The organism is Candidatus Hydrogenedentota bacterium, from assembly GCA_019637335.1.
In the GTDB taxonomy this organism is placed as follows: Bacteria; Hydrogenedentota; Hydrogenedentia; order Hydrogenedentales; family JAEUWI01; genus JAEUWI01.
In genome coordinates this window covers 83,620-98,362 of sequence record JAHBVV010000017.1, presented here as the reverse complement: position 1 = coordinate 98,362, position 14,743 = coordinate 83,620, and the positions used below count along the sequence as shown (strand labels likewise).

The 14,743-nt window shown below is 66.3% G+C and carries 11 protein-coding genes; 5 read left to right on the top strand and 6 right to left on the bottom strand.

The genetic code is table 11. The annotated features are described in order from the left end of the window. Nucleotides 1–77 precede the first annotated feature (77 nt). Entirely contained in the window at nt 78–2,447 is a 2,370-nt protein-coding gene (locus KF886_17425) for a DNA internalization-related competence protein ComEC/Rec2 (GenBank protein ID MBX3179139.1), read from the bottom strand. A 50-nt stretch (nt 2,448–2,497) separates the two neighbouring features. Then, nucleotides 2,498–2,644: a hypothetical protein gene (locus KF886_17420; protein ID MBX3179138.1), complete on the bottom strand. Its 147-nt coding sequence runs from the start codon at nt 2,642–2,644 to the stop codon at nt 2,498–2,500. Nucleotides 2,645–2,950: 306 nt separating this feature from the next. Here KF886_17420 and KF886_17415 point away from each other — a divergent pair, with 306 nt between their 5' ends. Together KF886_17415 and KF886_17410 are read left to right on the top strand one after the other, a co-directional pair. Beyond that, the gene (locus KF886_17415; protein MBX3179137.1) at nt 2,951–3,607 is read left to right on the top strand and encodes a PTS sugar transporter subunit IIA; all 657 of its coding nucleotides are present in this window, start codon (nt 2,951–2,953) and stop codon (nt 3,605–3,607) included. A 28-nt stretch (nt 3,608–3,635) separates the two neighbouring features. Next, entirely contained in the window at nt 3,636–4,037 is a 402-nt protein-coding gene (locus KF886_17410) for a DUF2007 domain-containing protein (protein ID MBX3179136.1), read from the top strand. Between the two features lie 14 nt (nt 4,038–4,051). On the opposite strand, the gene KF886_17405 is transcribed toward KF886_17410, so the two are convergent. Together KF886_17405 and KF886_17400 are read right to left on the bottom strand one after the other, a co-directional pair. Then, on the bottom strand, nt 4,052–5,377 hold the full coding sequence (locus tag KF886_17405; GenBank protein MBX3179135.1) for an MFS transporter: 1,326 nt from the start codon (nt 5,375–5,377) through the stop codon (nt 4,052–4,054). A gap of 22 nt (nt 5,378–5,399) precedes the next feature. After that, entirely contained in the window at nt 5,400–6,284 is an 885-nt protein-coding gene (locus KF886_17400) for an SDR family oxidoreductase (protein ID MBX3179134.1), read from the bottom strand. A 284-nt stretch (nt 6,285–6,568) separates the two neighbouring features. Between KF886_17400 and KF886_17395 the strand changes: the two genes are divergently transcribed. From KF886_17395 to KF886_17385, 3 genes are all read left to right on the top strand, one after another. Then, the gene (locus KF886_17395) at nt 6,569–7,957 is read left to right on the top strand and encodes a sulfatase (protein MBX3179133.1); all 1,389 of its coding nucleotides are present in this window, start codon (nt 6,569–6,571) and stop codon (nt 7,955–7,957) included. 171 nt (nt 7,958–8,128) lie between these two features. Then, entirely contained in the window at nt 8,129–9,601 is a 1,473-nt protein-coding gene (locus KF886_17390; GenBank protein MBX3179132.1) for an arylsulfatase, read from the top strand. Between the two features lie 116 nt (nt 9,602–9,717). Beyond that, complete coding sequence (locus KF886_17385; protein ID MBX3179131.1) at nt 9,718–10,899, top strand: alanine--glyoxylate aminotransferase family protein; 1,182 nt, start codon at nt 9,718–9,720, stop codon at nt 10,897–10,899. A 138-nt stretch (nt 10,900–11,037) separates the two neighbouring features. Here KF886_17385 and KF886_17380 read toward each other — a convergent pair whose 3' ends face one another. Both KF886_17380 and KF886_17375 read right to left on the bottom strand, forming a co-directional pair. Then, nucleotides 11,038–12,627: a PQQ-binding-like beta-propeller repeat protein gene (locus tag KF886_17380; protein MBX3179130.1), complete on the bottom strand. Its 1,590-nt coding sequence runs from the start codon at nt 12,625–12,627 to the stop codon at nt 11,038–11,040. A 395-nt stretch (nt 12,628–13,022) separates the two neighbouring features. Beyond that, nucleotides 13,023–14,663: a PQQ-binding-like beta-propeller repeat protein gene (locus KF886_17375; GenBank protein ID MBX3179129.1), complete on the bottom strand. Its 1,641-nt coding sequence runs from the start codon at nt 14,661–14,663 to the stop codon at nt 13,023–13,025. Between the last annotated feature and the right edge of the window lie 80 nt (nt 14,664–14,743).

The window sequence follows — 14,743 nt, the reverse complement described above, 5'->3', positions numbered from 1 at the left end:
GGCCAATCAAATCATAACACAGGCGGCCCCGCGCGCAAACGCTTTTTCGGCTTCGGGAATGCCGCGCGCCGGCGCCGCTAATTCCCCGGCCGCGCGCGCGGCGCAAGCGTGTAGCCGCGCTGTCCGCGCGCTGTCGTTATGATCACTTCCTCGCCGCGCTGCCGGATCCGGATCCCGCCCGCGTGGTCCGTGCGCAGCACACGGATACCGCGCGCATCGTAGCGCGGCAGCACGCCCCGCCCCACCGGCTCGCGAACCGCGCTGCCGCGGGTGGAGATGATCGCGAATCGCGGCGCGGTGGCGTCCAGAAACGCGGGGCCGCTGGAGGTGTGCGATCCGTGGTGCGGCGCCTTGAGAATGTCCACCCGCGGCGCGGATGGCAGCAGCGCGCGCTCCGCCTCCAGTTCAATATCGCCCGTGAGCAAGGCGTTCATTCCGGGCCACGTCACATGAAGCACCAGCGAGATGTTATTGATGTCGGTATAAGTCGCGCCCCGCGGCGGGTGCGCCACGCCGATCCGCGCTCCGTCCACGGGCAGGGAATCCCCGGCGCCCGCGCGCAGCAGCGGAATGCCGGCCTCGGCGCAACGCGCAATCAGCGCCTGCTCGGAAGGGTCATCGGTTCGATCGGGCCACAACACCACCGTCCCGACCCGGATCCGGTCGAGCACCGGAAAGGCGCCGCCAATGTGGTCCTGATCCGGGTGGGTTATCACGAGGTAGTCCAACGCGTCTACGCCCTGCCCCAGCAGCCACGGAACGACGGTGCGGCTGCCCGCGCGAATATACTCGGTCTCGTTGCCCGCGTCGATCAGGAGGGTGGTCCCGCCCGGCGTACGGATGAAGGTTGCGTCGCCGTGGCCCACGTCAAGAAAATCGAGCCCGGCGGGCGGCGCGAGCGGACGCCAGAAGGCCCACGCGCACAGCAGCGCCACGCCGGCGGCGGCGAGCCAGCGCCGCGGGTGGGCGCCCCCGTGGAGCCACTGGGCAAGCCCGATGGCGCCGGCAAGGAAGAAGGCGCAGGCGATCCAGGTGGGGCTGGTGACCTGTATGCTCGAAAGCGGCAGGGCGGCGGCGCTCCGCGCGCTCCAATGGATGGCGGCCACGAGCGGGGCCGCGGCATGGCCAAAAAGGCTCGCGGCGCCCGGCGAGAACGGCGCGGCGGCCACGGTCAGCATGCAGAGCCAGAGCACGCCGCACAGCAGGGGGATCACCAGCAGGTTCGCGACCGGCCCCGCGAGGGGGATGACGTGAAACGCGTGCGCGCTGACGGGATGCGGGAGCACGGACACGCCCAGGGCCGCGGCCAGGTTTTCGCGCACGCCCCGGGGAACCGCCTCCAGGCGCGCATTGATCGGTTCGCAATAGATGAGGATGGACGCCAGGCTGCTGAACGACAGCAGGAATCCGGTGTCCCCGAGCAGCGCCGGATTGGGAACGAGCATGAGCAGCGCCGCGATACCCAGGGCCGTTGGCGCGTCCGGCTCGCGATCCAACAGATCGGCGGCGAGGTACAGCGCGATCATGAGCGCGGCCCGGAAAATGGGCGGCCGCGCCCCGGCGGCGAGCGCGAAAAGGAACACCGCGAGAATGATAACCGCGGCGAGGCGCTTGCGGCTCCGGATCACGCCGCCCAGCACCCACTGAAGCGCCAGGTAGACAATGCCCACGTGAACCCCGGATACCGCAAGAATGTGCGCGGTGCCCGTTTCAAGAAATGGTTGGTAATCCGCTTCGGCGTAGTCCCCGCGATCGCCAAGCCAGACCGCGCGCAAAAAGGGCGCCACCTCGGGCGGCGCGGCGCGCGCGAAGACCTTCGCCTCCCAGTGCCGCAGGCGGGAGGCCCAGTAGCGCGGATCCACCCGGGGCCGGGAAAGCACCCGCACCGCGTCTCCCCGAACGCGCATCGTGCTGTGGACTCCATGGGTCCGGTAGAAATCCTCGATCCCGCGCGTGCCCAGGTTGACGTCGCCCAGGAGCGGATCGATCCGGCCCTCCACCGCGATCCGCTCCCCCGGGTGCACCGCGCGGCCGGGATCCGACCAGCGAAGCACCACGCCACCGGCCACCGGCGAGGGCTCGCCCGACGCCCATACCCGATCCGCCGCGAGGCGGACCGCCATGTAGGTCGTGTCCGGGGTGTGGACGGACGTCTGGGTAACCCGCCCCTCGATCCGGTAAATCGCGCCCGGATGATCGCGCGCGTGCGCGCTGAGCGCATCCCCCTGCCGCCCGGGCCGCTGGCCGATTTCAAGCGCAACGCCGAGCCCGAAAAAAACCGCCGCAATCATCACCCCGTCGCGCCAGGGCCGGGCGCGGGCCAATTGGTGGATTGCGATCAGCAGCGCAGCGCAAACCCCAACCCAGGCAAGCGAAAAGCCGGGCTGCCCCGCGGCCAGAATGCCCGCCGCCAGCGCCCCGGCGGCCCAGACGACAGGCCGGTTCACCGGAGCCCTTCCCGCACGGCTGTCCCCCCTACCGTCCGCACCGTGCCCGCCTAGAACCCGAAAAAGCCCAGGATGCGAAGCAACACCAGGAAGAAGTTGTAAACCGCCGCCTCGGTGTTGTCCTGCGACAACATGCCGCCCAGCAACTGGGCCTCAATAAACTGGTAAAAGCGCCCCAGCGCGTCCAGGATGAACATGGAGTATCCTCGTCCGGGTAAATACGTTCAAATCGTAATAGCACCGCCGTCATCCTACCCCGGCGGCGCGATTGAATCAAATTGCGGCGCGCAATGGGTATGGCCCGTCGAAAAGTCCGGCCTCGGCGTGGATCGGCATGGGGATCGGAGCGACGCACCTTCTTAGTCATGCATTTTCTTGCAAACGGTCACATTTGATTGCAAATCGTGTAGCATGATGTGAATACTTGTGGTATACTGTCTGGGCGATGGGCCAACGCTGAACGCGGCGACCCCGGCGCGCCAACTATGCAAAGGCGAATAGAAATGAGCGAACACGAAATCCTGACCCTCGAAGAAGTGGCCGCCTACCTCCGCGTCTCCGAGCGCACGGTTTACGACTGGGCCAACAAGGGCGAAATCCCCTGCGGCAAGATCGGGACCACCTGGCGCTTCAAACGCAGCGAGCTGGAGAAGTGGGTCGACGCGCGCCTGACCGCGTCGAAAAAGCCGGTGCGCCCGGAATCCATTGCGCTGCGCGATCTGCTGGCGCCGGAGCGGGTGCTACTGCTCGATTGCGACAGCAAGGAAGCGGCGCTCAACGCCCTGGTCGACGCCCTGGGGCGCGCGCCGCAGGTGAAGGACCCGGAGGAGCTCCGCCGCGAGGTGTTCGAGCGGGAAACGCTCATGAGCACGGGCATCGGCTTCGGGATCGGCGTACCCCACGTCCGGCTTGCCTCGGTCAAAGATCTCGTCCTGGCCGTGGGTGTGAACAAGCGGGACCTGGAGGATTACGCCTCCCTGGACGAGCGCCCGGTGCGGATCATCTGCATGGTCGCCGCGCGCGAAAACCAGCACGCGCAATACCTCAAGGCCCTGGCCGCCATCAGCAATCTCATGAAGGAGGCGGAGGTCCGCGACGCCCTGTTGTCGGCGGAAGACCCCGCGCGGATCTACGCGCTGCTCACGCAGGGTGAGGCGTAGCGGCGGCCGGACTCCGAACGAATCTCCCATGAGCGAAATGGTGGAACTCCAGCGATACCCCAACAGCGCCCACGCGGCGCTCGTGCGCGGACGCCTTGCGCAGGACGGCATCGATGCGCGCATGCTCCGTGGCAGCCGCTACCAGGCCATGGGCGGTTCCGGGTGGATCCTGCGCGTTCCGACCGAGGATCTGGCGCGCGCCCGCGCCATCATCGATTCTATCTCCGCCGAAATCGACCTCGACGAGTACATCGATCCCCGCGACCAGAGCCGCCGCCGCTGCCCGGCCTGCCGTTCGGTCATGCTGTCCCGCGCGCCGCTCGCGGGCTGGCGGCGCGGCGTCGCCTGGGCCACGCTCGGTCTGGCGCTGCCCTTTCTCGAAAAGCTGTTTCAATGCCGGAAATGCGGCCAGGCGTGGCGCGCGCGATAACGGATGGCGGTGCGCTACGACGGATCCGGGCAAGTCTCCTGCGGATTACGCGCGATCCAGCCGAGCAGGGCAATGATCGCCGGCAGCACGAGACAGCCCAGCGTCACGGCGCGATACGATCCGAACAGGTCGTGCCCCTTGCTGAACAGATACGGACCCGCCGCGCTCGCATAAACCATAACGGACATACTCAACCCGCTGATCGCACCCAGGTGCCGGCGTCCGTAGAAACGTGGAAAAGGAACCGTCGACATCGTGGCGAACAGCCCCCCGGCGAAGCCGTGCCCGAGGATAAACGCCCAGCGCCCGATCGGGGAGCCCAGATCCGCAAGCCCCGCCATTCCGACCATCTGCATCGCCATCATGAACCCGAGCAGCCACTTGAGGTGGATACGATCGCTCAGCCACCCGCCTACCACGTTCGCCCCCACGCTGAAGAAGGCCATCGGGACAAAGACGGCATAGGCGGCCGCCCGATCCAGCCCCGCCTCCGCGCCGAGCGAGGCCATATGGAACGTGATCGCGGTCATCACGAGACCCTGCGCGGCCGGCGCGGCGGTATAGGCCCAGAACGCCAGCGTGCGCCGCGCCTCGGCCAGCGTAAACGCGCGCGGCTCGGCCGTGAACCCACCCGGCGGGGGATCGCCGTTCTCGGGCAGCTTGATTCCGTCCATGGGTAGCCCGCAGGCCTCCGGGGTATCCCGAAAGAACAACAGCGCGACGGCGGTCATCCCCAATCCGGTGATCGCGGCGAGCACGACGGCGGCGCCCTGCCACCCATGCGCGTTGAGCAGGTAGTTGAGAAAGCTCGGGCTGGAATTGAAGGAAAAGGCGGTAAACACCCCCATAATCGCGACCGCGCGGCCCCGGTAGCGGTTGAACCACTTACCAATCGCCACGCGCGAGACCATCGTCAGGCACCCCTGCCCGAAAAAGCGCAGAAAGAGGAAGCAGAAGAACACCGCAAGCATCGGCGCCAGGGTCCCGCGAAATGGAATCGCCGCGGAGATAGCGGGGAGGTTCGCGAGGAAGATCAGGCTGAAGCCGAGGCCGACGGACGACATCACCGCCATGGGCCGGATGCCAAACCGGTCCACCCCCTTACCGGCCCGGGTGAGAAAGAGGCCGCTGCCAATCGTCCCGAGGGCGTAGGCGAGGCTGAGTTCACTCCGGGTCAATCCGAGCACATCGATCAGCGCGTCGGTAAAGATGCCCACACCCATCGTCTGGCCCGGGATGCTGCACACGATTCCGATGGTCGCGACGCCGAGGAGCACCCAGCCATAAAAGAACGGCAGGCGCGCGGGGGCAAACGGGATGTTGGACCAATTCAATTTCATTCCATGCTTTCAGATAGACACTTCAGGAAGCGGTCGAATCACCGCGCCTCCGCCGCGCGATCAGCGCGCCATAGCCCTCGCGCCAGGTCGGGTAGCGAAACCGGTATCCGCTGTCCAGCAGCCGCTGGTTGCGGTAGCGCCGGTTCCCGCCCCGCTCCGATGGGCGGGCGCCCGCCTCCGCGGTATCCAGCGCCGCCGGTTCCGGCAGGCCGAGTTCCGCCGCGATCCAGCGCAGCAGATCATTCCTCGGCATGGGCGCGCAGTCCGTCGCCAGGTACAGCGGCGCAATAGAATCCAGCCCGATCAGATGCGCCAGGACGCCGGCGCAGTCGTCCCTGTGGATGTGGTTGAGGCAACGATCATCGTTGGGGTCCAGGCGCGCCGTACCCTCCGCCACGCTGTCGATCAGCCGCGTGCGGCCCGGGCCGTAGATGCCGCTGAAGCGCACCGCGGCCGCGGAACAGGGCAGGTCCCGGAGCAGGGATTCGCCATCGAGCAGCGCCTGAATGGTCGGGCGCACCGCCGGCGTAGGGCTGTCTTCATCGAGCCAGGACCCGTCATCCTGAGAATAGACGCCCGTGCTGGAGGTGAAAAGCAGGCGATTGAGCGAGGTCTGCCCCGCCAGCGCCGCGGCGACATTCCTGAGGCCGGTGTAGTAGGCCGCTCGGTATCCGGCTTCGCCATAGGTATCCGCGCTTGCGGCGTACACGGCGGCATCAAGCCCGCCCGGCAGGCCGCGGAGGCTTTCCGGATCCAGCAGGTCCGCCGCGACGGGCGCAACGCCTTCCGGCAGCGCCGCCGTATTTCGGCGCAGGCCATACACCGTGTGGCCCGACGCGACAAGCTGCCGCGCGAGCTCGGATCCCACGTAGCCGCAACCGGCAATGAGTATACGCATGGCTGGCAGGTCTCCTGGGCTTGCGGGTGCGGGCGGGGCGCGGTTCAAAGCGAAATACGGATCACACCCAATGAAATAGAGCGGAACTATGCGCATGCCGGCCCCCGAATGCGGCGCGTTGTAGTCGGGAGTATAGCACGACAACGCCCCGCGATGCAGTCCTTGAGCCGCGCGCGGGCCTCCGTTATAGTGATTCCCGGCAGGCTGCCGAATTGGAGTACGACATGAAGCGACGAACCTTTCTATCCACCCTCGGCGCGGGTCTGGCCGCCGGCCTGGGCGCCCCGCGCGCGATGGCCGGCGATCCGCCGCGCCCCAATATTCTCTGGCTCGTGTCCGAGGATACCTCCCCCGATCTGGGCTGCTACGGGAATCCCCTCGTCCACACGCCGCACCTCGACCGGCTCGCGGAGCAGGGCGCGCGCTACGACGCCGCACTCGCCACCTGCCCCGTGTGCTCGCCGGCGCGTTCGGCAATGATGACCGGCATGTACCAGACGAGCATCGGCGCGCACAACCACCGCAGCCACCGGGAAGACGGCCACACGCTGCCGGAACCGGTCCGGGTGATCACACACTACTTCCGCGAGGCGGGCTACTTCGTCACCAACGGGCGCGGAACGGATTGGGAGCGCCCCGGGAAAACCGACTGGAACTTCACCCCCAGTGACAGCCCCTTCGACGGCGCCGACTGGGCCCAACGCGCGCCGGGCCAGCCCTTTTTCGCGCAGTACAACTTCTCCCTGACCCACCGCGATTTCGTACGCGACCCCGAGCGACCGATCGATCCGGCCCAGCTCGAACTGCCGCCCTATTACCCCGACACCCCCCTCGTCCGGCGGGACTGGGCGGATTATCTGGAGTCCCTCCAGGTGCTCGATCGCCAGATCGGGGCGCTCCTGAAGCGGCTGGAGGACGAGGGCCTCGCGGACAACACCATCGTCGTCTATCACGGCGATCATGGACGCCCGCATGTGCGCGACAAACAGTGGCTCTATGAAGGCGGTATCCGCGTGCCGCTGATCGTGCGAAAGCCCGGCGGCGCGGGCGCGGGCAAGGTTTCAAAGGACCTCGTTTCCCTCATCGACCTGGCGCCCACGATGATGCGGTGGGCGGGCATCACGCCGCCCGCGCACCTGCAGGGGCAGGCCCTCGAAGACATCGCCCAGCGCGAGTTCGTCGTGTCCGCGCGCGACCGCTGCGACGAAACCGTGGACCGGATCCGCTGCCTCCGCACGAAGCGCTACAAATACATCCGGAATTTCTACCCGGACCGCCCCTACACGCAGTTCAACGCCTACAAGAAACTGCAATACCCCGCGCTCGGCGTGCTGGAGCAGTGGAAAGCCGAAGGAAAACTCAACGAGGCGCAGCAGGCCTTCATGGCGGAGCGGCGCCCCGAGGAGGAACTCTACGACTTGAGGGCCGACCCGCACGAGCTGGAGAATCTGGCGAAGAACATTGAATACAAGCAATTGCTCGAGCGGATGCGCGGCCAGCTCGACCAGTGGATCGCGGACACCAACGATCAGGGCGCCCTCCCCGAGCCCGCCGCCGTGACAAATCACTGGCTGGAAGAGGCCCGCGGGCGCTTCGAGAAGACCATGCAGCAGCGCGGCCTGGCCGTGGACGCAACGCCAGTGGATCACGTGGCGTGGTGGGAGAAGAAGCTCCTTGGGTAGGTGTTGAGCGTACGCGGGGACCGCTGAACGGGCAGTTGTAGCACAAAGTCGCCATGGCGCCTGCACGCCGTTTCCCGGATACACCGGCTCCATCCCCGGCGCCCATTTCGAGACACCATCATGGAACAGCGATTCTGTGGCGCGCATCCGCAACGAAAAGAGGAAGATTAGATGCATTCTCAAAGGCTTCATGTGCTTTCGGCCCTCGCCGCAACGTTCATGATCGCGCTCGCCCTGCCCGTCTCGGCGGAACGCCCCAACATCGTCTACATCCTGGCCGACGATCTCGGCTATGGCGACGTCCGCTGTCTCAATCCGGAGTCAAAGATCCCAACCCCCCACATGGACCGGCTCGCGGCGGAGGGCATCGCGTTCACGGACGCGCACTCGGGATCCGCCGTGTGCACCCCCACCCGCTACGGCCTGCTCACGGGCCGCTACGCGTGGCGGACGCGCCTGAAAAAGCACGTGCTCTTCGGCTATTCGCCGCCCCTCATCGATCAGGGCGAGCTGACCGTCGCGCAATTCCTGAAAGATCAGGGCTACCACACGGCGTGCATCGGCAAGTGGCACCTGGGGCTCGGATGGCAGACCAGGGACGGTTCCGCGCTCACAGACGCCACCGATCTGACCGGCGAGAACATCGACTTCGCCCTGCCCTTCACCCACGGTCCGCTGAACCTGGGCTTTGACTACTTTTTCGGCATCTCGGCCTCGCTGGACATGCCGCCGTACGTCTATCTGGAGAATGATCGCGCGATCGCCATTCCCTCGGAGATGAAGCCGACCACCTTCCGCGAGGGCCTCACGGCGGACGGCTTCGAAACCGTGAACGTGCTGCCGGACCTGACCGACAAGGCAGTGCACTACCTGCGCGATCGCCGCGCGACGGCCCCGGACCAGCCCTTCTTCCTCTACCTCCCGCTGACATCGCCCCATACCCCGGTCGTTCCCGCGCCCTTCGTGAAGGGCTGGAGCGACGCCGGGGAGTATGGCGATTTTGTCGCACAAACCGATCACACCGTCGGGGAGGTGCTGAAGGCCCTCGACGCCCTGGGCGTCGCGGAGAATACGCTGGTAATCGTCACCAGCGACAACGGCTCCACCGAACCCACCGAAAAGATGGTCGGTGAATTCGGCCACCGCCCGAACCACCACTTCCGCGGGCGCAAGTCCGACGCCTGGGAAGGCGGCCACCGCGTGCCCTTCCTCGTGCGCTGGCCCGCGAAAATCAAACCCGGTATCCGCACGGATGAGGTCACCTGCCTCACCGATCTCCTGGCGACCGTCGCCGATATCCTCGACGCGCCCCTGCCGCCCGGCGCGGGCCAGGACAGCGTCAGCATGTGGCCCGCCCTGCTGAACAGGAAGCGCGACACGCCGCTTCGCGAATACACCGTGCACCATTCGATCGACGGGGCCTTCGCCCTGCGGCGGGGCCCCTGGAAATTCATCGACGCCCCGGGCAGCGGCGGCTGGAGCAGCAACGGGCCCAACAAGCCCGAGCCCGACGCCCCGCCGGTGCAGCTCTATAACCTCGGACAGGATATCGGCGAACAGCGCAACCTGTGGGAAGCGGAGCCGGAAAAGCTGGCCGAGCTGCGTGCGCTGCTGGCCGCCTGCCAGGGCGGGGACGCCGAATAGCGACGCGCTCCCGGCCCGAATCGGTTGGATTCCCCGTCCTGCGCGCCCTTATACTACGGCGTTTCTGAACCCCTGAACCCATCCGGCCCGGCCGGTTTCTCTCTGGAGGCTTCCCCATGAGCATCACGTCGTTCACGCCGCCGCAGCGCACCCTGATGGGCCCCGGCCCCTCCGATATCCACCCGCGCGTGCTGGCGGCGATGTCGAAGCCGACCCTGGGCCATCTCGATCCCGCTTTCATCGAGATGATGGACCAGATGAAACAGCTCCTGCAGTACGCCTTCCAGACGAAGAACGAAATGACCCTGCCGATCTCCGCGCCGGGCTCCGCGGGCATGGAGTGCTGCTTCGCCAACCTCGTGGAGCGGGGCGACAAGGCCGTCATCTGCAAGAACGGCGTCTTCAGCACGCGCATGCTCGAAAACGTGGAGCGCTGCGGCGGCGAGGCGATTGTCATTGAGGACGAATGGGGCCAGCCCGCCGACCCGAACAAGCTCGAAGACGCGCTGAAGGCGAATCCGGGTGTCAAGATCGTGGGCGCGGTGCACGCGGAAACCGCGACCGGCGCGCGCTCGGACGTGAAGACGCTCGCGGAAATCGCGCACCGGCATGGCGCGCTGATCATCGTGGACGCGGTGACCTCCCTCGCCGGCATCGAGCTGCGCGTGGACGACTGGGGCATTGACGCCATCTATTCGGGCAGCCAGAAGTGCCTCTCGTGCACGCCGGGGCTGTCCCCGGTAAGCTTCGGCCCGCGCGCGCAGGAGCGGATCCAGGCGCGCCAGAGCAAGATCCAGAGCTGGTTCCTCGACCAGACGCTGGTGATGGGCTACTGGGGCAACGGCGGGGGCAAGCGCGCCTACCACCACACCGCCCCGATCAACGCGCTCTACGCCCTGCACGAAGCCCTCGTGCTGCTTCAGGAAGAAGGCTTGGAGCAGTCCTGGGAGCGCCATCTTTTCAACCACAACGCCCTCAAGGCCGGCCTGGAGGCCATGGGCCTGGAACTGCCCGTCGACCCCTCCTGCCGCCTCCCGCAGTTGAATGTCGTGAAAATCCCCGACGGCATCGACGACGGCGCCGTCCGCACCGCCCTGCTCACCGAATACAGCCTCGAAATCGGCGCGGGCCTCGGCGCGGGCGCCGGCAAGGTCTGGCGCATCGGCCTCATGGGACACGCCAGCTCGAAAAAGAATGTAATTCTCTGCCTGACCGCGCTCGACAGCGTCCTGGGCCGCCTCGGCGCGCCCATTCACCAGGGCGCCGGCGCCCGGGCGGCCCTGGCGGTCTATCGCTGAGGGCCACCAAGGACATATAGGGGCGAAAACGGCATGCGGGACGGATGCCGCACGGGCCCCGACGGAGAAGGGCCGCGCTTCTGGTAACCGGGGGTCTGATGCGCACCGGGCTACGAAAAGCGCCGCGAGATGGCAGCCTTACCGGCCCTTTTCGCCGTTGAGGCCCTTGTTCGCAATCGCATGGAGCTGGCCACGGATAAAGGCGTACACCACGCCGTTGGCGGCGATGGGCCCGGTCTCGCTGCCACCCCGGCTGCTGAACAGGACCTCCTTCTTCCGGCCCGCCGCGAAGACCCAGAAGGAGTGCCTGGTGTTCACGTAGACCTTCCCATCGGCCACCAGCGGATTGCCCCAGATCTCGTGGCCCGTATCGTGATCCCAGTGGAGCGCCCCGGTCTTCGCGTCCAGGCAGTACACGCGCCCGGCCAGATCGGCCGCGTAGACCAGGCCATCGGCGATGGCCACCGTGCTCATGCTCCGCCCAATGTTTTCATAGCGCCAGACCAGGCCGCTCTCGCTGATGTCGCCCGACCCCCGTGCGTCAATACAGCTCAGGGCGCCTTTGCCGAGGCCGTGGAGGGGATCGCGGCCCGTGAGCGTGTAGACCTTGTTGTCGTAAAACACCGGGCTCCCCAGAATTTCGCTCGGGCCAACGTACGTGCCGTCACTGGCGTTGAAACCCTCCAGGTTGGCGACGTAATCCTTCAAGGCTGAATTCCCGCCGCGGGTCTGCGCCCTCATGGCTGCCACATCCTGCTTCAGCCTCACTCTCCGGGCGTAGGCCCTGTGGTCGCCCCGTCCATACTCGATAGCGTTGCCTGCGGGGTCGAAACGGTAGTGGGGCGGATTGGCATCGAAACTCCAGACGGTCTTCAGGCGGCCGGAATCTCCTCTCGCCGGCCCCAAGGCTTCAAACGCATAGCAATAGCCGTCGCTCCCACCCAGGAAAACAAGGTCGCGGTTGGCCACGGAGCCGAAGGAAGGCGGCGCCCATTGAGCGTGGAAGAGATTCCGGCTGATGGCGGTATCATCGACTGCCAATAGCTCCCCCGTATACTTGTTCAGCGCGATGAAAGCGGGCGCATCGGGGTTCACCGCGTCCGATGGCCCCTCCCCGCGGTAACGGCCGATCCCATTGGAGGTACTCGTGTAAACCACGTCCCCCACGATCAGGGCCGAGCAGCTGCCCACGTCATGGGGCGCCACATCCAGTTCCCGAGATATGTCATATCGCCAGAGGATGTCTCCGTCTCCGGGCAGCAGCGCGACAGGAGCTTTTCCTTCCCCCGCCATGTAGGTCGCCTCCTCCAGAAAGGGGCCATCATTGCCATCGGCCTGCCCTTTCACATCCAGGCACAGGAGGTCATTACCGTTCGTTATCACATAGACCCGGTCTCCGTCCACCGTGGGTGAGGAGCAAATCCCCCACCGCTGTTCCTCGACGAACGCGAGCTCGGGGTATCCCTGGGTGCGCTCCGGGCTGAGCAGAGTCCAAAGCCGCGCCCCGGTCGCTTCATCCAGACATACGAGCACGCCCCCCTTCACGCCATCAAAGCGGTCATCGTCACGCAGGGCCGCCGCGTTGGTCCCCACGTAGATTCGGCCCGCCGCCACGGTGGGGCACCCGAAAGCCACTTCACCCAAGGGCGCGACCCACCGGATGTTTTCCCCCGTCTTTCGGTCGAAGGAGATGGGTAGTTCTTTTGTCTCCGAGACGTTTCGCCCCAATGGACCCGTCCAACGGGGCCAGTCTTCGGCAACGGCGACCGATAGGGACAGGAACACCGTCAGGAAGCCACAGAAACAGCGGTGTCGCGTTTTGCGCAAAGTGAAACGACTATTCACAGGAGAAATCCTCATAGTCCCCAGTACGCCCGGGCTGACCCGAGGTTCATTTTCCCGAAAACTTTCATCCATTGTGAATTGCCCTCGTATTCCGCCACGTTGGCCATAGCCTCACCATGGCACTTGAGATTCTTGCCAGGGGGCCACCAAGGACATATAGGGGCGAAAACGGCCTGTGGGACGGATGTCGCTCGGGCCCCGACGGCGAAGGGCCGCGCTTCTGGTAACCGGGGGCCTGATGCGCACCGGGCTACGAAAAGCGCCGCGATATGGCAGCCTTACCGGTCCTCGTCGTTGATGTCCTCTACGTCCTTTTTCACTATCGCCCAAAGCTGGCCACGGATAAAGGCGTACACCGCGCCGTTGGCGGCGATGGGCCCGGTCTCGCTGCCACCCCGGCTGCTGAACAGGACCTCCTTCTTACGGCCCGCCGCGAAGACCCAGAAGGAGTGCCTGGTGTTCACGTAGACCTTCCCATCGGCCACCAGCGGGTTGCCCCAGATCTCGTGGCCCGTATCGTGATCCCAGTGGAGCGCCCCGGTCTTCGCGTCCAGGCAGTACACGCGCCCGGCCAGATCGGCCGCGTAGACCAGGCCATCGGCGATGGCCACCGTGCTCATGCTCCGCCCAATGTTTTCATAGCGCCAGACCAGGCCGCTCTCGCTGATGTCGCCCGACCCGGTGGCATCGATACAGCTCAAGGCGCCCCGCCCGAGCCCGTGCAAGGGATCCCGGCCGGTGGCGACATAGACGCGGCCCTCGTGGAAAACGGGGCTCGCCAGAATCTCACTCGGCCCAACGAAATTCCCGTCGCCAGAGTTGAAGGCCTCCACGGGTTCGCCCGCGCGCACCTTGTTCCGGTAGACCCGGAGATCCCCTTGATAGTAGTAGATAGGCTTGCCGTTGGGATAGCGCTGGTAGTGGGGCGGATTGCAGTCGAATCGCCATCGATTCACCAGCTGTCGAGGCGCCGGCCCATCGCCGCCCGAGCCGGATAGCGCTTCGAAGGCGTAGCAGACGCCGTCGTTGCCGCCGAGGAAGATGAGGGTCTCCCCGCCCACCTCGGCCTTGGTGGCGGAGCCCCATTGGGCGTGGAACAGGTTTTCGCTGAGGGACACACCCTCCCGCGCCAGATAGGTCCCGCTGCCCTTGTCGATCGCAACAAACGCCGGGGCCTCACGATTCAGCGCGTAGACGGGACTGCCCTCCCCGATCCCATTGGAGGTCGCGGCATACAGTACGTTGCCATGGACCAGCACAGAGCTGCTCGCCACATCGTGGGGCGCCACCTCCAATTCCCGGGGGATGTCGTAGCGCCAGAGGATGTCCCCGTCCATCTCCGGGTTCAGCGTGACCGGTTCCCGCCCCTCCCCCGCCATGAAGGCGGCCTCGTCCTGAAAGGGGCCATCGTTCCCATTCCGTAGCCCCTCCACATCGAGACACAGCAAGTCGTTGCCATTGGTGACAACATACACCCGCTCCCCGTCCACGGTGGGCGACGAGCAGAGCCCCCAGCGCTGGTGGATCATATGGGTGCGCTCCGGGTAGCCCTCCGTGCGCACCGGGGTCGCCAGGGACCAAAGCCGCGACCCCGTGACCTCATCCAGACAGACCAGCACGCCCCCGTCCAGGCCTTCGAAGCGGGGGTCGTCGCGCAACGCGGCCATGTTCGTGCCGATGAAGATTTTGCCCTGCGACACCGCGGGGCTGCCGAAGGCCACCTCGCCCAGGCGAACCGACCAGCGGATATTCTGCCGGGAACTCCGGTCAAATTCCCCCGGCAGAGCGCCCGTATCGGCCGCATTGCGCCCGAGCGGCCCGGTCCAATTGGGCCAATCGGCCGTGGCCGCGGCAAGCGCCAGGGCGGCATTCGCTCCCAAACCAATCCGTATCACCAGCGGCGCGAATCGTTTCGCCATCGTATTTCCTCGCATCGAAGGGGCCGGATAAAACAGGCCTGAATCACTATACGCCGCGCCGGCCGAAAAGGTTCAATACC